General features: G+C 39.8%; 18 protein-coding genes. 11 read left to right on the forward strand and 7 right to left on the reverse strand.

Features of this window, described 5'->3' with window-relative positions; genetic code table 11:
• The first annotated feature begins 70 nt into the window (after positions 1-70).
• The 3 genes from OM33_RS16185 (at position 71) to OM33_RS16195 (ending at position 5,808) form a co-directional block, all read left to right on the forward strand.
• Entirely contained in the window at positions 71-1,357 is a 1,287-nt protein-coding gene (locus tag OM33_RS16185) for an HD domain-containing phosphohydrolase (protein WP_040135082.1), read from the forward strand.
• 294 nt (positions 1,358-1,651) lie between these two features.
• Positions 1,652-4,747, forward strand: a complete 3,096-nt coding sequence (locus OM33_RS16190) for an efflux RND transporter permease subunit (protein WP_040135083.1) — start codon at positions 1,652-1,654, stop codon at positions 4,745-4,747.
• A gap of 2 nt (positions 4,748-4,749) precedes the next feature.
• Entirely contained in the window at positions 4,750-5,808 is a 1,059-nt protein-coding gene (locus OM33_RS16195; RefSeq protein ID WP_040135085.1) for an efflux RND transporter periplasmic adaptor subunit, read from the forward strand.
• A gap of 30 nt (positions 5,809-5,838) precedes the next feature.
• Here the strand turns inward: OM33_RS16195 and OM33_RS16200 are convergent, their stop codons facing one another.
• A complete protein-coding gene (locus tag OM33_RS16200; RefSeq protein WP_040135087.1) occupies positions 5,839-6,063 on the reverse strand; it encodes a hypothetical protein in 225 nt (74 codons plus the stop codon).
• A 149-nt stretch (positions 6,064-6,212) separates the two neighbouring features.
• Here OM33_RS16200 and OM33_RS16205 point away from each other — a divergent pair, with 149 nt between their 5' ends.
• The 3 genes from OM33_RS16205 (at position 6,213) to glnD (ending at position 11,096) form a co-directional block, all read left to right on the forward strand.
• A complete protein-coding gene (locus OM33_RS16205; protein WP_040136864.1) occupies positions 6,213-7,139 on the forward strand; it encodes an AEC family transporter in 927 nt (308 codons plus the stop codon).
• A gap of 540 nt (positions 7,140-7,679) precedes the next feature.
• Positions 7,680-8,519, forward strand: coding sequence for a putative beta-lysine N-acetyltransferase (gene ablB, locus OM33_RS16210; RefSeq protein WP_040135089.1), 840 nt, complete (start codon positions 7,680-7,682; stop codon positions 8,517-8,519).
• 30 nt (positions 8,520-8,549) lie between these two features.
• The gene (glnD, locus tag OM33_RS16215; RefSeq protein WP_040135091.1) at positions 8,550-11,096 is read left to right on the forward strand and encodes a [protein-PII] uridylyltransferase; all 2,547 of its coding nucleotides are present in this window, start codon (positions 8,550-8,552) and stop codon (positions 11,094-11,096) included.
• On the opposite strand, the gene OM33_RS16220 is transcribed toward glnD, so the two are convergent.
• Positions 11,093-11,587, reverse strand: coding sequence for a MarR family winged helix-turn-helix transcriptional regulator (locus tag OM33_RS16220; protein WP_040135093.1), 495 nt, complete (start codon positions 11,585-11,587; stop codon positions 11,093-11,095). The genes glnD and OM33_RS16220 overlap by 4 nt on opposite strands.
• A gap of 193 nt (positions 11,588-11,780) precedes the next feature.
• On the opposite strand from OM33_RS16220, the gene OM33_RS16225 reads away from it, so the two are divergent.
• From OM33_RS16225 to OM33_RS16240, 4 genes are all read left to right on the forward strand, one after another.
• Positions 11,781-12,179, forward strand: coding sequence for a DUF2391 family protein (locus tag OM33_RS16225; RefSeq protein WP_040135095.1), 399 nt, complete (start codon positions 11,781-11,783; stop codon positions 12,177-12,179).
• 123 nt (positions 12,180-12,302) lie between these two features.
• A complete protein-coding gene (locus OM33_RS16230) occupies positions 12,303-14,948 on the forward strand; it encodes a PAS domain-containing sensor histidine kinase (RefSeq protein WP_040135097.1) in 2,646 nt (881 codons plus the stop codon).
• 2 nt (positions 14,949-14,950) lie between these two features.
• The gene (locus OM33_RS16235) at positions 14,951-15,349 is read left to right on the forward strand and encodes a response regulator (RefSeq protein WP_040135099.1); all 399 of its coding nucleotides are present in this window, start codon (positions 14,951-14,953) and stop codon (positions 15,347-15,349) included.
• A complete protein-coding gene (locus OM33_RS16240; RefSeq protein ID WP_052141102.1) occupies positions 15,346-16,254 on the forward strand; it encodes a two-component system response regulator in 909 nt (302 codons plus the stop codon). Before OM33_RS16235 ends, OM33_RS16240 begins: the two co-directional genes overlap by 4 nt.
• A gap of 102 nt (positions 16,255-16,356) precedes the next feature.
• Here the strand turns inward: OM33_RS16240 and OM33_RS22605 are convergent, their stop codons facing one another.
• From OM33_RS22605 to OM33_RS16255, 3 genes are read right to left on the reverse strand one after another with little or no spacing between them, the layout of a single operon-like run.
• Complete coding sequence (locus tag OM33_RS22605) at positions 16,357-16,689, reverse strand: hypothetical protein (protein ID WP_199922606.1); 333 nt, start codon at positions 16,687-16,689, stop codon at positions 16,357-16,359.
• On the reverse strand, positions 16,644-16,922 hold the full coding sequence (maoP, locus tag OM33_RS16250) for a DUF413 domain-containing protein (protein WP_052141103.1): 279 nt from the start codon (positions 16,920-16,922) through the stop codon (positions 16,644-16,646). The genes OM33_RS22605 and maoP overlap by 46 nt, the downstream gene beginning before the upstream one ends.
• Positions 16,922-17,182, reverse strand: a complete 261-nt coding sequence (locus OM33_RS16255; RefSeq protein ID WP_040135103.1) for a hypothetical protein — start codon at positions 17,180-17,182, stop codon at positions 16,922-16,924. The genes maoP and OM33_RS16255 overlap by 1 nt, the downstream gene beginning before the upstream one ends.
• Positions 17,183-17,309: 127 nt before the next feature.
• Between OM33_RS16255 and OM33_RS16260 the strand changes: the two genes are divergently transcribed.
• Positions 17,310-18,137: a LysR family transcriptional regulator gene (locus tag OM33_RS16260; RefSeq protein WP_052141104.1), complete on the forward strand. Its 828-nt coding sequence runs from the start codon at positions 17,310-17,312 to the stop codon at positions 18,135-18,137.
• Between the two features lie 16 nt (positions 18,138-18,153).
• Here the strand turns inward: OM33_RS16260 and OM33_RS16265 are convergent, their stop codons facing one another.
• Positions 18,154-19,101: a zinc transporter ZntB gene (locus OM33_RS16265; RefSeq protein WP_040135105.1), complete on the reverse strand. Its 948-nt coding sequence runs from the start codon at positions 19,099-19,101 to the stop codon at positions 18,154-18,156.
• Positions 19,102-19,270: 169 nt separating this feature from the next.
• Complete coding sequence (locus OM33_RS16270; protein WP_040135107.1) at positions 19,271-20,146, reverse strand: mechanosensitive ion channel family protein; 876 nt, start codon at positions 20,144-20,146, stop codon at positions 19,271-19,273.
• Positions 20,147-20,151 lie beyond the last annotated feature (5 nt).

Genomic DNA, 20,151 nt, shown 5'->3' on the forward strand with positions numbered 1-20,151 from the left:
TAGTGTCACTTTTTAGTTAAGGCAATGTTTTTATAGTAAATAGCGGATATCGCTTTGTTTGGACATAATCATGACTGATAAGCTTAAAATGATGGTCGTAGATGACGAAGTCGAAGTATTAAATGCGCTTAAAAGGCTATTTAGAAAAGACTTTGAGGTTGTTGCGTTTAGCGAGCCTGAAGCGGCGGCTGCAGCGCTGTCTGAAACAAGCTTTGCGGTTATCGTGTCTGATATGAAAATGCCAAAAATGAGTGGGGCAGAATTATTATCGATAGCCCATGAAACATGCCCTGATACGCCAAGAATTCTGCTTACTGGCTATTCTGATATTGACTCAACTGCGATGGCCATTAACCAGGGCAAAATTAATAATTATATTAATAAGCCATGGAATAATGACGATCTTAAAAATATTGTGTTGCAAGCTGCAGAGCAATTTCAATTAAAGCAATCAGTTCAACGATTAGAAAATGAACTTAAGCTAAAAAATGATTTACTGCGTAAACAAAACCAAGATCTTGAGAGTAAAGTACAAGAACGCACCCAATCGCTGTCGAATCTGAATGAAAAATTAAAATCAGCGAATGATCGCCAACGCAGCTTGTTTTACGATGTCATTGAGATGATAAATTTAATCATTGAAGACACCACTGGCGGCGGTGATGGGCACGTTAAGCGGGTCGCTGGCCATTGCCGCATGCTCGCACTTGAAATGGGCCTTGAAAAAAACCAAGTGACACAAGTGTATCTTGCGGGGCTTATGCATGAAATCGGTAAGGTATCGCTTAGTGACAATTTAGCTAAAAGCATTGAAAACGAACTCACTCGCGCTGAATTAAATGAAAAGCAGTCACATGCTGTTAAAGGCGCTGAAATTTTACAAACCGTGCCGCATTTAAAAGCCATTGGTGTGGCTGTTAAACATCAATATGAACGCTTTGATGGTAGCGGGCTGCCTGATCACCTAATTGGTACCAATATCCCATTGGCTTCACGCATTTTAACTGTGGTTAATGAGTTCGATAAATTGGTACTGGGTCGCATTAGTTCACAAAAGCTTTCGCAATCGCAAGCAATCGATTATTTAAAGAAAGAAAGTAAAACGTTTTTTGACCCCGAGATTGTTGATGCATATGTCACACTTCTTAACAGTGAAATCTCACTCGATCAGCATAATATCGACCTGTGTATTGGGGTCGATAAGCTTGAGCCTGGTATGCACTTAAGTCAAGATTTACTTAATAAACAAGGTGGAGTAGTGCTGACCCAAGGAACCGAAATTACGCCTACAGTCATAGCTAAACTAAAAGCTTATGAAAAAGAGTGGCGCTATATTTTTAATATTTTTGTGCATTAATCCCACAACTCTAGAATCTTGTTTCGAAATATTTTCATTTCTCAACGCTTTCAAAAGCACTTTATCCTGCTTATTTGTTGACCTATCTCTTTAGCTACATTTAAATTTCTTATGGTTAACATTTGGCTAACGCGGTGTGTCAAAATGTGACCAAAAACACACTTGCTTACCTAAAAAGCCCATTTTGCAGCCCATCTTATTTCTTTGAGCGTTAAACTATTTCTCACTTTCTTGCGACTAATTTCTAACTATAGTCAAGCACGTTGTTTGCGAAAAAATAAAATAGGGAACGCAATGAACATTACAACTCGGGCTTTAAAAAATCCGGCGGGGGTGGCGATATTTGTTACCTTGTGCTTGGTACTTGGAATAGTGAGTTTTACCAAACTGCCTATTCAACTCTTTCCAGATATTGAACGACCACAAATTACTATTTTTACAAGTTGGCGCCAAGCATCGCCAGCGGAAATGGAATCTGAAATCCTTGAGCCACAAGAAGATGTATTACAAGGCTTACCAGGGCTCACCAGTTTAAGAACATTTGCCAATTCAGGTTCATCGTTTGTGAATTTAACTTTCACACTCGATACCGATATGGATAAAACCCTGATAGAAGTCATCAGTCGCATGAATCGTGTGCCACCTTTGCCACGTGATGTTAACCCGCCGGTGATAAGCCTAGGTGGGTTTAATGGTGGAGCACCTGCTCTGACATACTTCTTTTTACAAGCTTTACCGGGCAATGAAAAACCAATTGGTGAGTACGCAACGTTTTTTGATGACACCATTCGCCCACGTTTAGAAAGTATTCCAGGCGTAGCACGTGTTCAGTTACAAACCGGTAATTCACGCGAGCAACTACAGATTGAATTTGACGCTTATCGCGCAGCAGAACTTGGCATTAACTTAACGCGAGTCAGCAACTTAATTGGGTCGGCAAATGATGCATCGGGTGGTTATGCTGATATAGGTCGCCGTCGCTATACGTTGCGTTTTGCAGGTCGCTTTGACCCTACTCAGCTAGGTAACTTGGTACTGGAATGGCGTGATGGAAAACCGATTAAACTCAGTGATATTGCAGAAATTAAAGTCACGCGCGACGCCGACAATGGCAGTGCTGTGCAAAATGGTAACCCTGCAATGTCGGTGCGCATTGACCGTGAAAGTGGCGCCAATGTATTAGCAACGCTTGAACGTGTAAAAGCCGAAGTTGATAAGATCCGCAGCCAAGTGCTGGAACCGCAACAATTAACGATGCACCAATCGTTTGACGCATCTGTTTTTATTTATCGTGCGATTAACCTAGTATCGAGCAACTTAGTGTTGGGCATTTTACTTGCCGTTGGCGTGCTTTGGTGGTTCTTACGACAGCGTCGTGCCACTTTAATCGTGGCAATGGCAATTCCAATTTCCATTATGACGACCTTTATTGTACTCAATATTACTGGTCGCTCACTTAACGTTATCTCATTGGCGGGTTTAGCCTTTGCCACAGGCATGGTGCTAGATGCGGCAATTGTAGTGCTTGAGAATATTGTCAGGCTGAAAACTCAAGGCTTGCGCGCTGATAAAGCCGCTGCGAAAGGCACTCAGTTAGTCTCAGGTGCATTAATGGCCTCAACGGCAACTACCATAGCGATTTTTATTCCGGTTATTTTCTTACGCGATGTGGCGGGTCAGTTCTTTGCTGACTTAGCGCTGACCATCGCGATTGCTGTATTTATTTCACTGTTAGTGGCACTCACTATATTACCTGTGGCTGCAAAAATGTGGCTTAAGCAAGCCGTTGAAGAAGATAGGCTTGATGGTCTTTGGCAAAATATCACAGCTAAAATTATGCAGTTGACTAATTCAAGCAAAAAACGTGTAGCAGTGATTGTTACTCTGATGGCGGCACCAGTAGCGTTAACTGTATGGTTATTGCCGCCACTTGATTATTTACCGCCAGTAAAACGCGATGCAGTGGACGCGTTTGTGAGACTTCCAACTGGCTCGAATCAAGAGTTTGTGGAGCGCGAATACATCAAACCTTTAGTCGAACGCCTGCAACCTTATATGGACGGTACCAAACAACCTGCACTTAAAAATTACTATATTTTATCTTTCCCAGGTAATGCCAACCTTGGTGTGCGCGCGAAGGATCAATCACAAGTGAAAGAGCTCGAGCGAGTGATGCGTGAAGAGATCTTAGTTGATCTGCCAGATACACGCGTATTTTCACAGCAAGGCAACTTATTTGGAGGGTTGGGTTCAGGTCGTAGCATTCAAATCCATTTGCAAAGCCGCGATACTCGTGCCATGGCTGATGTAGCCGACAAAGCACGCGATATTTTGCAAGCTCGCTTTGAGGGCAGCAATATCAACATCAACCCAGGGACCCAAGACGCGGAGCCCGAATTACGCCTGTTGCCTAACGACCGACGAATGATGGAAGTGGGCTTTAATCGTCGTGATTTAGCGCAAATTACACGCGCCATGGGCACAGGCCTTTATGTTGGTGAATATTTCGATGGTAATAAACGCCTTGATATGATTTTTAAAGCGGAAGGTTGGCAGAACCCTGAAGAGCTCTCATCAATGCCAATCACAACACCAAGTGGCACGGTTGTTCAACTTGGTGAGTTAGTGGATGTGACACGCACTGTTGGCCCTTCACGCATTCAACGTATTGATCGTCGTCGCACAATTACCGTCAATGTGAATCCTCCGGAAGGAATGTCATTACAACAAGCGATGGCAATTATTGAAAGTGAAATCGAGCCACAAATTAAAGCGCTAATGCCAGCAGATGGTTCAATTAACTATGGTGGCAGCGCTGATAGCTTAAAACAGTCAATTCAAACCATGGGACAGAACTTTTTGCTAGCTCTGGGGTTACTTTTTATTCTGATGGCCGGTCTCTTTAAATCGCTAAAAGATAGCTTGATGGTAACGCTAGCAATTCCACTTGCAACAGTGGGTGGCGTAGTGGCATTACAATTAATGAACCTGATTCAGTTCCAGCCGCTTGATTTGTTAACCATGATTGGTTTCATCATTTTACTTGGTCTCGTTGTTAATAATGCGATTTTGCTGGTCGATCAGACCCGTCAAGGTGAACGCGAAGGCTTAAGCCGTGAAGAGGCCGTTGAGCAAGCGCTTAAGCTACGTTTACGTCCCATCTTTATGAGCACCTTAACCAGTATTTTCGGCATGCTACCGCTGCTTATTATGCCGGGAGAGGGTAGCGTGATTTACCGTGGCCTTGCAGCTGTTATTGTCGGCGGCATGGTGTTCTCAACATTATTTACTTTGGTCTTGCTGCCTGCACTATTAAAACAGTTTTCAACGCGCACAAGTGTTAAACCAACCCCTGTTACTTCTACTCAAACGCAACTGGAAGGGAATTAGTTATGAGATACATTATTTCAACCATTTTATGTAGCTTACTGGCATTTTTAAGCTGTTTTGTAAGTGCCAATGAGCGTCCCGATCCGCTTGTTGCACTCGGTGAAGTCGAGCAGGCAGAAATTGCTGAACAAATGTGGGTGCCAGGTACCGTAGTGAGCCGTTTTGATTCGCGTCTGACTACTGAAGTGTCAGGTGTGGTAAAGCAAATTGCTGAAGTTGGTGAACGCTTCAAAAAAGGCGACACGATTTTGCTTTTGGATGACGCTTTTTTACAGTTAGAAAAGCAGCAAGCCAGTGCCAGTATCAAAAGTTTTAATACGCGCGTGAACTTACTGGAACGTCAGTTAACGCGCATTGAGAAGCTTGGCAAAAATGCCTCTGTTGATGCTTTAGAAGCAAAAGAAGCAGAGCTTATGATGGCAAGACAAGAACTTGAACAAGCAAAAATCACCTTCCAACGCATTGCATTACAGTTAGCAAAAACTCAGCTCGTTGCACCGTTTGATGGCACCATTGTGGAACGTTATAAACAGGTTGGTGAGTTTAGCCAAACTAATGCACCAGCGGTGCGATTAGTTAGCCTTGATGATTTGGAAGTGCGTGCAAATGCGCCACTTACGCATACGCAATTTAACCAAGTAGGGGATGAGGTTTATATCGCTAACAAAGCAGGACGCTTTAGCTCAACAGTGCGTGCACTGGTCCCTGTTGGTGATGAATTAAGCCGTACCATGGAAGTACGTGTTTCGCTTAACGATCGCGCGTTACCGATTGGCAGTGCAGTGCGAGTGAGTCTTGCCAGTAGTGCCAAACACAACGCATTAACTGTGCATCGTGATGCACTTATTTTACGTCAGGATAAAGTGTACGTTAATGTGGTACAGGATGATTTAACGGTAAAACAAGTTACTGTGACCCCAGGTAGTGGCTTTAATGAACTGATTGAAGTGAAAGGGGCGTTATCGTTAGGTGAAAAAGTTGCTATTCGTGGCAGTGAAATGCTGCGTGATGGTGCCAAAGTACGTGTTAAGTCGAAAGAAGATTTAGTTGCATTGCGCTAAACAAAAAAAGCGAGCCTAACTGGCTCGCTTTTACCTAATCAAAATTGATGGGTTAGTATTTACCTCACCATAATCGTCAATGGTGGCGACAGAATCCTCTAATGTCAGCACCGCTAACTTACCGTTTCCTAAGTTTCGAACAAATGCTAAGTCATACCCATAGTTGTGTAAATCATAAATGGCTATTCTTTGTTCATCCGTTAACATATCCATATGTTCATTAAATTTAGGATTGTTTACTCTACGGTCAATCATATTTACTGCTCAAAAATTAACCCTGACTTTTAAATATAGTTCGTATTTATTGCTGGGTAAATTTTAGCCAACAAATAATTGCATATAGGCGTTTGCTGTTTTTACACAAATTGATTAAAGTTTGCCTCTTTTCTTGGCACGAAGATGTGATGTTTTCTTCTCTTTTTCCGTTAGTTGCTTTAGTTTTTCTAGGCTATCTAGCCATTCGCAAAGGTGGTGTAAGCCAAAGTACCATTGCCGAACTAAGTAAGGTGACGTTTAGTTGGTTGTTTCCGCTCTTTTTATTTATCAATATCGCCGAAGCTGATTTATCCGGTTTGCTTTCGTATTCGGTCTTTTTAGCATTTTATGGTGCTGTACTTTTCACATTTTTAATGACTTGTTGGCTCTCACCAAGCTTATTAAAAACGCACAAAGAGAGTGGTGCTGTGTTTGCTCTTGGCAGCACTTATTCCAATACCATTATTGTCGGTTTGCCAATTTTGATAAGTGTGTTGTCGCCAAGCGTTACTGCGCAGGTCTTTTTAATAATCAGTTTTCACAGCGCGATGCTTTTTGCTGCTACCAGCATTTTCGCAAGTGTGGGTAGCAATAATACATTTGACTTTAAATCTTTTCTGGTTGGGCTTTTGAAAAACCCTCTGCTGATTGGTATTTACAGTGGATTAATCATAAATTTTATGGGCATAGCCTTTGCTGAATTTATCAGTAATACATTGCACTTAATCACAAAGCCTGCGTTGACATTGGCATTGTTTATTCTTGGTGCCAACCTTTACCAATATCGCTTATCAGGTAGTTATGGGCACATCATCTCTGCCAGCGTCATTAAATTGCTGTTATTACCATTAATAACATTGCTTTTAGCACACGGGGTCTTTCGCTTGAATAGCGATATTGTGATGATACTCGTTGTTTTAACGGCATGCCCAACAGGTGTGAATGCTTATATTGTTGCCTGCCAACAAAACCAAGGGCAAAGTGTGGTTGCAGGCAGTGTTGTAATGAGTACTTTATTGAGTGCTTTGACCATTCCAGCTTGGTTACTCTTATTAGAATATGGTGTGTTTTTGTAACACATCCTAAACTACCCAAATTTATAATCGGTTGCAGTGGCACTGCTTCTTTTTAAATATCTGTCTTTCGTTCAAACCTGAACATCAGTATCGCCATTCTTAGCATATGCTTTATTTGCCCCATTCATGTTACAACTTTTAGACAACACCCATTGCTCTTGTAGCCTTAGGCAAAAGTCAGCTGATTAGAATTGAAAATATCTTATGACGGCGATCATGCTTCATTGCCGACGACTTGATTAAGGCGGTTTTAATTTAGATGAGGTATTTATGGAGAATTAAACAGCACCATTACCCATGGAATTGATTAGTGTTCTAACTAATGTTATATTTGTTCGAGTACTAACTAATTTTCAAGAGACTTTCACCAGTTAGAGAAGCTGAATACTCTAATGTTAAATATTTATGAACTATTCCCTTCAATATTTTAATTATCATATTGCTATCAATTCTAAAGATGTATGCCATGTTTTACATTGACTAAATTAACCATTAGACAATTAAATTTTTTACACAAATTAACTGCAAGGATTATTAAAGATGACAGCGACGCAATTTGACAGTGAAATGAATCTTACTGGAAATAACATCCGATTTGGCAAACTCAATGACCGAGTTTACATCACTGATGCAACCATTGAGTTGCCAAACGCGTTTCATAAAGAAGTTGAAGACTTTGCTAAAAAAGGCGGCTACAGCAAAATTATTGCAAAAGTTAAAGATGCGCAAGTGCTGCCTTTTTTACAACGTGGCTACCAAATTGAGGCAACGGTACCAGGCTATTTTGGTCTGCAAGATGCAATCTTTATATCTCGCTTTTTTGATGAATCGCGCGCTGAGTGTGATCATAGTGATCTGAGTGATGGCATTATCAATGAAGTTCAAAATGCAGATTTGTGGCAACCTTCTTCATTCTCTCAACCAGTGCTGTTTCGCAAGTGTAACCAAGCAGACGTTCGCGCCCTTTCCAAACTTTATCAATTGGCTTTTTCAAGCTATGGTTCACCAATCGGTGACGAAAACTATATCTCTCGAAGCATTGACAGTGGTGTGGATTATTTTTGTGTTGAATACATGGATGCCATTGTTGCCTGTGTTCGTATCGAGTATGAGAAGGATGCGCCAAACGCAAGACTTTACGATACTGTGGTGTTAAGTCAATTTCGCAATGAAGGGATTGCATCTGCGCTAATTTTTGAAGCGAGCAAATACCTCAAAAGTAATGATGTTGAGTTTATTTATTCGGTTTGTAGAGCATCTTCATTTGCCATCAACAAAGTATTTGCGCGTCTTGACTTTGAGTATGGTGGTCGCTTGATAAACAACAATCTTGTGAATAACAAACTTGTTTCAATGAATGTGTGGTCGCAAAAACTGTAATATCAGATTACCTTGAGGGAGAGGCGACAGATGAAAACAGTTTTTAAAGAACAGTTAGATAATTTAACGCATCAGCAAAACTCACGGTTTTTTACTAGTCAAATAAGCCAACTACTAACAGAACGCGCTAATGCACTCGATAATATTCTGATAGAAATGTGGTGCTCGCATGGCTTAGATAAAAGCAACTGTTCATTAAATGCTGTGGGCGGTTATGGCCGTGCATCGTTACATCCATTCTCAGACATTGATATTGCGATTATTCTACCTTGCAATGACGAGCAAATTCCTGAGACGGCACTGCGCGCATTTATTGCGGGGTTGTGGGATCTCGGACTCGACATCGGCCACTCTGTTAGAACCTTATCACAAGCAAAACACTATGCCGTTGACGATATTACGATAGCGACAAACTTACTTGATATTCGCTGTTTATATGGTAATTGTCAGCACAGTGAACAACTGCGTGCGTTTTTGTATGATAACGAAGTCATATCTGATAAAGCATTTTTCGATGCAAAATTACTTGAACAAAAAACGCGCCACAAAAAAGCCTTAAATACAGCGCTTTATTTAGAACCAAATATAAAAACAAACCCAGGTGGGTTGCGCGATTTTCAGACGATCGTTTGGGTAGCGCGAAAACATCTTAAATTGTCGAATAATGAGTTACTTGTGGAAGGTGAATTACTGCAAGAGGATGAACAATTTGAGTTGATAGAATGTCATGACTTTCTCTGCCGTATTCGTTGGGCACTGCATTGCGTAGCAAAGCGGCCGCAAGAGGTTTTGTTATTTGAGTATCAGGCACAAGTTGCTGAGTTTTTAAAGTTTGGTCGGGGTGATAGTGCCCAACAGGCGATTGAACGTATGATGAGACAATTGTTTCGTGCAATGACGCGCTTACAAGAGCTTAATCAAATCTTATGTGACAATGTACACCGTTGTATTACACATAACAGAGAGAAGAACACGTTAAAAATCAATGAGCAATTTTCATTGGTTGATGGCTTTTTAGAAACAAGTTCATCCAGTGTTTTTATTGATAAATCACAGGTTATCAGTTTATTTAAACTGCTTGCTGAGCATCCAGATGCTCACGGTATTTCGTCAAACACATTACAATTATTGAGAAAAGTAAGGCACCGCTTACTTGGCGAGTTACAGGATTATCAGAGCTGTCGTGAACTATTTATTTCTCTATTTGAGCGACCTAAAACATTAAAAAAAGTATTAGGATTAATGCATCGCTATGGTGTGCTTGAAATGTATGCAACACAATGGGCACAAAGCGAAGGGCGCATGCAGTTTGATATCCATAATGCCTACACCGTAGATGAACATGTTTACAAAACGGTGTCATACATTTCTGATTTTGCGAATCAAAATGACAACCATGAAAGTTACCACCTTGCATATGGTCGGGTGCAAAACAAATTAGCACTATGTATGGCGGCGTTCTGCCACCACTTAGCGGGTTCTCAGGAAAGTGAAAGCCACGCCACAAGTGCCATGCTTGCAAAAGAGTTTGCACGCTTTCACAGTCTGAAAAAGGCATCGGTAGATCTGATAGTGTGGCTAATTGAGAACCAAGATCTATTGATAAATACTAGTCGAACGCTCGACGTATATGACCCTCGTACAATACAGTCATTGAATAAAAAGGTGGGTTCATTAGAGCGTTTAAATGCGCTATACACGCTTACAGTGGCAGATATTATGGCCACTAATGAAGAAGCGTGGAGTGATTGGCAAGCCGCCATGTTAGAGCAATTGTACATAGCATCTCGAGAAGCATTTAAAACCGACGGTAAAAGCATTTTTGAGCAGCGAACTGTGATCCGCGAGAATAAAGCCGAGGCGCAAACACGTTTAGCGAATAGCACTATCTCTGAAGATGAAGTGATGGCATTTTGGGCCACCTTACCCAATAGCTTTTTTACGTTTACCAGTGCCAAAGAACTATCAGAAATAACTGAAAAAGTAGTCTCTACGCACCAATTTCCATTAGTGTTTTTAACCCAAAGTGAACAAATAGGGTGTTCAACTTTAGTGGTTTACACCCCTAATCGGGCAAAACTGTTTGTCGATATTTTTAACACATTAACGCGTGCAAAAGTAAATGTTAAAGATGCTGAATTGCTTGAAACAAAAGATGGCAATGTGCTCGAAATATTCCGTGTACTTGATGTTAATGACGAACAACTGTGCGAACGTTATCGTATTGAGCGCGTTATTCGTCAAATAGAGCAAGTGATCACAAAAGGCTATAAAGAGTGTAAATTGCCTGTAGCGAAGAAGATTAAAAGCTTCGAATCAGAGCCTGTTGTGGAATTTATTCCAACACCAAAACGTGATCGTACCTTGCTTAAAGTGACCACCTTAAATAACCCGACCTATGTCGACAAAATTTGCTCTGTATTTCGCAATCATACGTTGTCGATCCACTCAGCAAAAGTGACCACTTTGGGTGAGAGTTTAGAAAGTGTATTTTTACTTTCAGACAGTAATAATGAAAGCTTGAAAGAAGCGATGCAAAGCAAAGTGTTAGATGCCTTTGGCTATAATCTATCCTAAGATTTTTTTTCCTCGTTTACACTTACACTCATAGGATCAATTTCAAGCATAGGTGCAGCATCTAAATCATTTGCATCCATCATGCTAGCAATACGTTGCATTGAAGAAAGTAATAAGCTCTGTTCCCATTGCTCTAGGCCACAAAAATTTTGAATAAAGTGCTCTTGCAATGGTTGTGGCGCATCAATTAACGAGGCTTTTCCTTTTTCTGTAAGAAATAAACTAACTCGACGTTTGTCTTCTTTGCTGCGCACGCGCTCGATTAAATCGCGCGATTCTAAACGATCTAAAATATTAGTGACGGTAGCCGCACTTAAATTAATTTCTTTGGCAACGGCACCCGCTGTAACGCCTTTAACACGGGCAATTTCTTGCATTATTAATAATTGTGGACCGGTTAAACCCGAAGATTTATTGAGCTGTTTTGAATGTAAATCGATGGCTCGAATGACTTTACGGATAGAGACGAGCAGTTCTTCGTATTTTTCCATTATTAGATCTTAATGAGAGAATATAATCGTTAATTTTCCGAAATAATAACAAAATCTGAGACGCAAAACATTTTAATATTTTGCTCTGCTAACAGTTTTGATTGGAATAGAGCGAAAAGTGGGTATTCATATGATTTTTAGCGCGAATATGACTAACCTGATGGTATAGATATGCCAACTTGTAGGCTTTAGAATGACAAAGAAAAGTTTTAACTTTGAAGATATTGTTCAAATATGTGTGGGGGCATTTGCACTTGCCGTACCAATATCTTTTTCTGAAGAAGCATGGCAACTAGCTGAAACGTTACCACTTACCAATTTATTATTACTACTGTGCTTATCGCTTACTTTTTTAACGCTTTATACCTACCAAAGTGTCTTTCAACGAAATATCAATACGCGTCGTTTTTTGTTTATAACTCGTATAGTCGTTGCCTACTTAATCACATTTTTCATTGTCAGCTTAGTACTATTAAGTATTGATAAACTGCCCTTTGTCAGCGACCCTCTTATAGCCTTAAAGCGAGTTGTGGTGATATCCATGCCTGCGTCTATGGGAGCCATTATTGTTGATGGATTTGACAAAGAATAATCACGCCTGCCAATGAGTGACTTTTAGCGGTGGCCAAGCCCGCTATCAAATTGTTTTTTAACGAGTGTCTGCCATACTCAAGTGTACTTTCATTGTAATTTAAAAGGATGTCACTTGAGCACAATGACTGAGCAGTTTTTGCGTGGTGATTATATGCCCCATGGCCACTGTTATCTTTGGCAACCGCATATTCTATGGACCCATGTTGTTTCCGATTTGCTGATCGCGACGGCTTATTTTTCAATACCTTTTGCGATTATCCTCTTTATGCGAAAACGCCGCGATATTGGCTATCACAAGGTGTTTTTACTGTTTTCGTTGTTTATCTTGTTTTGCGGAATTACCCATTTGTTTGGTATTTGGACAATTTGGCAAGGTGTATATGGTTATCATGGCATTGCAAAAGCTTTAACAGCGGGGATATCAATGGCAACCGCGTTTTATCTTTATAAATTATTGCCTGAACTGTTAAAAGTACCGACCATTTCTCAGTACGAAGGGATTAAGTCAGAGTATGGCAATACTAAACGACAAAATAAAATCCTGACACATTTATTACAAGATCATACCCAAACAAAATGGATGTTAGATGCATTACCGCTAAGTTTTATCTTGGCAAATGAACAGGGCGAAATTGTCTTTACAAACGAACATTTTAAAACTGAGTTTGGTAGTACATGGGATAAGTTAGAGGCACTTCTCACAACCAACAGTCAAGATTTTGAAAAGCTTATACAGACAAACTCGAGCACCCTAGTGTTAAATCAAACATTGAGTTTTATTGGCCATATCACAACTGAGAAAGAAACTAAGAGTGTTGAAGTCAGCTTAACAAAGAAAGAATTTGAAGGTGAGGTTCACCTGTTTGTTACATTAAAAGATTTAAAAGAAGTGGCTTTGTTAAAACAACAACTTGTTGAGTCTAACGCGCGTTTTGAAAGGGCCATAGGTGCCACTAATGATGGTATTTGGGATTGGAATATCGTCACCGGTGAACAAGTATGGTCGCCAAAGTTTTTTGAGCTTATTGGCTTGTCCCATAGTGAAGAAGCAAAGTATGAAACTTGGTTTAACCATATTCATCCAACGCATCAGGAAAAAGTACAACAAGCAGTTGATTTGCATCTTAAAACAGGTACCCATTATGAAGTGGAATACCTCGGTAAAAATAGCCAAGGCGAGTATGGTTGGTTTTTAACACGCGGCAATTCTATATGTGATGAAAACGGTGAACCGATCATGATGTCTGGTTCATTACGTTATATTGATGAGCAAAAGAAATCACAAAATTTATTATTAGAGCGCACTCGATTTTTAGAAGCCTTGTATATGGGGACGAATCACGGCATTTGGGTAGTGGAATACGTTGACGATGACTTTATTTTTACAACCTATAATAATACGGCGCTCAAATGGACAGGAATTACACAGCAACAAATCATTAATAAACGACTCTCCGAGTTATCCTTTTTTAGTGATGAAATAAAACAGCATGTTTTTTCACGTTATTTAACCTGTATCACACAAGATAAGCCACTAGAATACGTTGAATACATTCCATTTGCGGGAGACGCTAAATGGTTTAAAACCTCTCTGTATCCAGTAAAAGGCGATAATGATACGCACTTTTTAATAGGCAGCGCAGTTGATATTACGACCGAGAAAGAAACGCAGCAGCAACTTGCAAAAAATCATAACTTCCTCGAAAGCTTATTAGATAGCTCTGTCTGCGGGTTTTATATTTTCAATTTAGAAACACAGCAAAACGAGCGTATTAACCGAACCTATACAGAATTACTGGGGTATGAGCTAGAAGATTTTGCAAATGATGTTGATCTACTCGAAAAATTCCATCCCGATGATCGGGATAATGTCATTGAGCATATGCAGGTTGTGATGGCGTCCTCAGACAATAGTAAACATTACTTAGAGTATCGGTTTCGGCATAAAAATGGTCATTGGGTGTGGTGTTATTCGGTTGATTCAGTGTTAGAGCGAGATGAAAGTGGCAATCCAAAACGCATGCTGGGTACATTTGTTGATGTTAGTGATAAAAACGAACTATTAAATAAATTAAAATCATCGAATGATTATTTAGAGCAATTTGCGTTTATCGCATCACATGACTTACAAGAACCATTACGAAAAATCTCAGCTTTTAGCGAGTCTTTGTACCATCGACTTCATGGACAATTTGACACGGATCCTGATAGTGAATTTGAGTTAGAACGTCTACAACTTGCAGCTAAACGTTTAAGTAAAATGATTGAAGACTTGCTTAAACTTTCACGTATTAATAGTGATGCATTAAACCTTGATACCGTGGAATTTGGACAAATTTTAGCGCCAGTAATTGACGGCCTAGAGTTAGCGATAGAAAAGGTTAAAGCATCCGTACATTGCGAAAATGAAGAGCAAATTATTACTGTTGATGTTGGACTTTTTTCACAGGTGTTACAGAACCTTATTGGAAATGCAATTAAATTTGCCAAACCCAACACTGCCCCAAAGATACACATTCTTGTTGATCAGCGCGAGATATCAATCGTCATTAAAATAATTGATAATGGTATTGGCCTTGATCAAAGCCATGCGAAACGTATTTTTGAACCATTTAAACGTTTACACACGCGAGAAAAATATGAGGGCAGTGGTATTGGTTTAGCCATAGTTGCGCAAATATTGAAAGTCCATAACGCTCACATTTATTGTGAAAGTGTTGAAAATGAAGGAGCAACCTTTACTATCGAATTACCGAAGGAGCAATAGCTGTGTTGAATTTAATTTTAATTGATGATGACCCTGATGAAGCCTACATCTTGAAAAAAGCATTAAAGCAGGTCGATAAAGACAAAGAATTTACTCACTTTGATGATGGCAATCAGTTTATTGCTTCATTGAATCAGTATCTGGGCTCAAAGAGTTTAATTTTATTAGACTTAAATATGCCTCAAAGTGCAGGCTTTGATGTACTTCAAAAGATCAAAATGAATAAGCAAGCTGCTAATTTACCTGTGGTAATTTATTCTAACTCAAATAGCCCACATGATATCGAAATGTCATACCAAAAAGGGGCGAACTCATACGTGCGAAAGCCACAAGGATTTAATGAAATGGTTGATTTTCTAACTGCACTGTTAGATTACTGGCAAAGGATCAATAAAACATGAGTGAGCAAAAGATGTTTAAATCAAATCACTTGATCTATTTACTCGAAGATGACAGTGATGATGCTTATTTGATACGAAATGCATTAAAGAATGACAAGATAATGAGTCATTCTATTATGACTTTTGATTCCTTAGAAAAATTAGTAAAAGCACTGAGTAACTTTAAACCAGACCTGATTATAATGGATTTAAACGTTACTGACAGTGATGGCTTTAATACCATGTTGACAGTTAAGCATAGTGCCCAATCGGTGCCGATTGTCGTGGTGACAGGTATGGCTGATGAAGCGATGGGAGATAGACTCATTCAACTCGGGGCGCAAGATTATGTGCCAAAATCAGAACTTACCTCATCACTTTTGCAGCGCGTTATTCGGTTTTCAAAAGAACGTCATCATCTGTTGCAAATTTTAGAAAACTCAGCGAATAGAGATGCACTCACCATGCTTTACAGCCGAAAAGCATTGGATTCTAAACTGGATGAGTTAGTAAAGCATGCTGAACGATACGGTGAAAAGTTTGCTGTATTATTTATTGATTTAGATAACTTTAAACCAATCAATGATCAGTTTGGTCATGATGCGGGCGATCAATTATTGCAGCATGTTGCTAATCGCCTGACTTTATTTAGCCGCTCTACCGACTTCGTTGCGCGTTTTGGTGGTGATGAATTTGTAACCTTATTACCGCATGTTAAAACTAGAGACGACGCAGAACAAGCCAGTAAACAACAGCTTAATGCCATTTGTGATGACTTTTATGTGACTGACAGCGATGGTCAAGCTCAACAAGTGCATTTATCAGCAAGTATCGGTTACGCGCTTTATGGGGAAGACGGCGAATGTGGCGTTGAATTGATAAAGGCTGCGGATGCTGCTATGTATCAAAACAAACAAAACCGCTAATACTCCTGTGGTAATTAAAATAACCGCCAAGGTGATGCTCTAGCTTTAAAGCGTCAGTCTTGGCGGTTAGCTGTAAAATTTCAACAAGTACAGTTAATTTGATTAATCGTAAAAATCGAAGTGGTTATTCGCTAGTTGCCTATTGAGCTTCGCTTCATCTTTTAACAATTCAATTCGTTGCCAAGGCGATAAACGTTTTTTGTTTTGCATTGGCGCCGGTTTTCCTGATGTATAGGAAATTTGATATTTCACTTCCAGCTCATCATCATAATCGAAATCAGCTTCGTCAATATCCATCTTTAAACACCTTTTAAACTCATTACTTGGTATTTTTAATACAACAATTAAGGTTATAAACAAACGGCTTTTCAGCCCCTCTTTGGCGACGACTAAAAGCCATTGCTTGCGGTCATCGCGAATAGAAATTTTTGCCACAGTTTTACTGCGTAAAGTGTGGCTGCTTCTTCACTGTTTAACTCGGCTACAAACATTGCTTCTTCTGCGTTTTCAGGAGAAAGTAAGCCATTTTGCAGTGCGAATAAGGTGTCACCATAGGTAATTAATACCTCCGATTCGTTACTGGTAAAGTAGCCGCTTCTTGCTATGCCTAGTGGGAAAATATTATTCGCATTAAAAGGTGATTTACCTCTTCGAATTGCCGTTTCCACTAGTCTTCACCTGATTCTACATATGCTATTAATGCTCTGTAGTTAGCGAATGGTGTGAACCCATCACCTTCTAATTCTGTGTTAACACAGTTGAGTAAGTTTGTTTCGTGCTCACTATCATTATCAATTAGAATACCCTGACAATACTCTAAATAATTAAGCACTATCGACGGAGGCGCTTTTGCAGCTTCTTCGGCTTTAACAATCGTAGGACTTGTCATCACAAGTAAACCAAATACGATTATTTTAATAAGTTTCATGTCCAGTCCTCTGGGTTAGTTTCTGCGCTAAATTTAGGGCCTGATTGAGCAAATGAAAAGCAAATAATTATTGTCGATATAACAAAAAATCTTTAGATTAATAGGGCGTATAAAACTAGGTAAAATCATGGATATTAAGGTTTTTAAAACGTTCATCGCAGTGGCTGAAAATAAACATTTTGGTAAAGCCGCTGAGCAGCTATACATAACGCAGGCAGCCGTGAGCGCACGTATTAAGCAACTCGAAGAGTATTACAATACGCCAATGTTTATCCGCGATAAAAACAATCTAACGTTAACCCCCGCAGGATCGGCATTATTGCCCTTCGCGCATTTAGTAATTGAGCAAATTGACCAATCAAAAACAGTTGTGGGCAGTGCCAGTAAGCAAAAAGAGCTTTTTAATATTGCTGCCACACCGAACGTTTGGGATGCCTTTTTAAGTGGTCACATGAGTGAGATGAACGCCAGACTCAACTCAGTTGTGGTCGGTACCGAAATATCTGTGCGCGAAGCGATTCAACGTAAATTAGATGATAAAAGCTTGAGCATTGCCTTTTTAACGGATCCTATAAAAGACAGTGATTTTACTAATACCTTAATTGGTCATTTTGATATTACCTTGGTTGGCACTGAAGCTGAATTCAGAGATGATGTGAGCAATTACATTTTTGTTGATTGGGGAATCACATTTGCGAAGGAACATACCTCGCAACATAAAGTGCAAGCAATGCACCGAACTTCCACCGCGGTAATCGCGTTTGACCTTATGCTGGCTCACAGTGGGTTTGCATACTTGCCGACCCACTTAGTACAAGGGCACATTGATGAAGGACGACTTTATAATATTGCCAGTTCGATGCAACTGACACGCCCGGTGTATTTAACCCATAAAAAATCAGCGCCGCAGGCGGCGCTGATAGAAGAGATCATAACGTTACTAAGTGTGAAATAATCAATTAGTTGGCATATCAAAGAAATTTCCAGCGTCGAAATAAAACCAATGCAAAGACACCAATACCTGTGAGGATCCCACAAAACAGATAAAAGGCATTAGGATTCTCTACCCCTGGCATGCCGCCAATGTTAATGCCAAATAGACCGGTTAAAAAACCAAGCGGTAAGAAAATCCCCGCAATGATTGATAATAAATAGGTATTGCGATTCATAATCTCACTGTGTAATTGTGAAATGCGATTATTTATGACATCAATTTGCGCAATATAGAAATCAATAGTGTCTACAATGCGTGATAAGGTGTCCAACTGATTCGCCAAATCAACCTCATACTCATGAAAAGTCGTCACTTTGTTTTTACACAATGATGCTAATGCATACACTTGAGGCTTTAAAAAGCGATTTAGACGCAGTAATTTACGATTTTGTACGCTAATTTCGGCAATTTCATTTGAGTTAAAAGAATCATTGTCTTGGGAATCAATAAATTGCTCTATTGGCTCGATAACTGATTCAATTTTGCTGTTGAGCTGATTCAGTATTTCCAACACGAGGTACTCAAGTGTTTCAGGGCCTTTACCCGTTTGCATTTGTGTCGAAACTGCTTCTATTGCGCGCAGCCGTTGTAAGCTACAAGTCACAACGCGCTCTGGTGTATATAACAGACGAACTGTGAGCATATCATCCGGTTCTTTACCTGGGTTAAGGTTGACACCGCGTAGTATTAAAAAGAAGCGATGCTTATCAATTTGTTGAAAACGTGGTCGGGTATCAGTTGCGAGTAATGATTCGATAATTGATTCATCTAAACCAAGTTCTTTAAGCCATTGCTCAAACTCATTAGAGGATCTATCACAGTGTACCCAGTAATTTTGGTTTTGTAATTGCTCGCCAGTTTCGACTTTGGAAGGTGCTGAATTTGCGTTGATCTGCCAACCTTCAATAATAAAATTTTGCTTCATAGTCTGATAACCTTTCTAAAAATTGGCTTGTAAGACGCGCTTACTATTGCCCATAGTGATAGCCATTTTTAATCATCGCCAATGTTACTGAGTCACACATGCTCTACTAAATTAAATTGGCTCAGTGTGTAATGTACATCCTGTTATTACGCCACCGAGCCATTAAAACCTAGGAATTTGACTGCTGATTTACAATGTTCAGCGTGCCATCAAGGTGAATATCACGCTGTGGAAAAGCGATAGTGATATCCGCTGCTTTAAAGGCTTCATCTAATTCAAAGCGTATATTACTTGCTACTAATCGTAAGCCGCCCTCAACCTGCGAATTAATCCAAAAATACACCTCAAATAGCAGAGAGTTGTCGCCAAAATCTTGGAAAAAAACCAGTGGTGCTCTGCCATCTTCATTGAGGGTTTCTGGCTGCGCATTGGCCACTGCTAACATGATTTCTTTGACCTTTTTACAATCGGTACCATAGGCCACTCCAACAGCAACAGTACCGCGCACCAATTTGTCTCTAAGCGTCCAGTTAGTCACCGTATTTTCAAGTAATTTACTGTTTGGAATAAGCATGTGAACACCGTCAACGCGACGAATTCGCGTTGAACGTGTATTGATCTCTTCAACCACACCTTTTACGCCTTCAACTTCGAGAAAGTCGCCTATACGAATAGGCTTTTCGCCCATTAAAATCCAGCCACTGATAAAGTTGTTAATAATATTTTGTGCACCGAAACCGAAACCAATCGCGATAGCACCGGATAAAAATGCAAAGGCGGTAATTGGCACGTTGACCATCGACAACGTCGTCATAAAGATGATAGCTAACGCGATAACATATAAAATTCGCTGTACTAAATGAACAATATTCGGATCTTTGTTCTTTTTAGTTAAACGTTTGCCAATTAATTTAATTAAAAAGTGCGAAAACCACACACTGGCAATTATCCAAAGTGGTACAGCTAATACTTCAATTAATGTGATAACACGTTCATTAAATTTAAATAGTGGGTAATTCAACCAATATTTAAGTTGTTCAAACATTCACG

The organism is Pseudoalteromonas piratica (assembly GCF_000788395.1).
Lineage (GTDB): Bacteria > Pseudomonadota > Gammaproteobacteria > Enterobacterales > Alteromonadaceae > Pseudoalteromonas > Pseudoalteromonas piratica.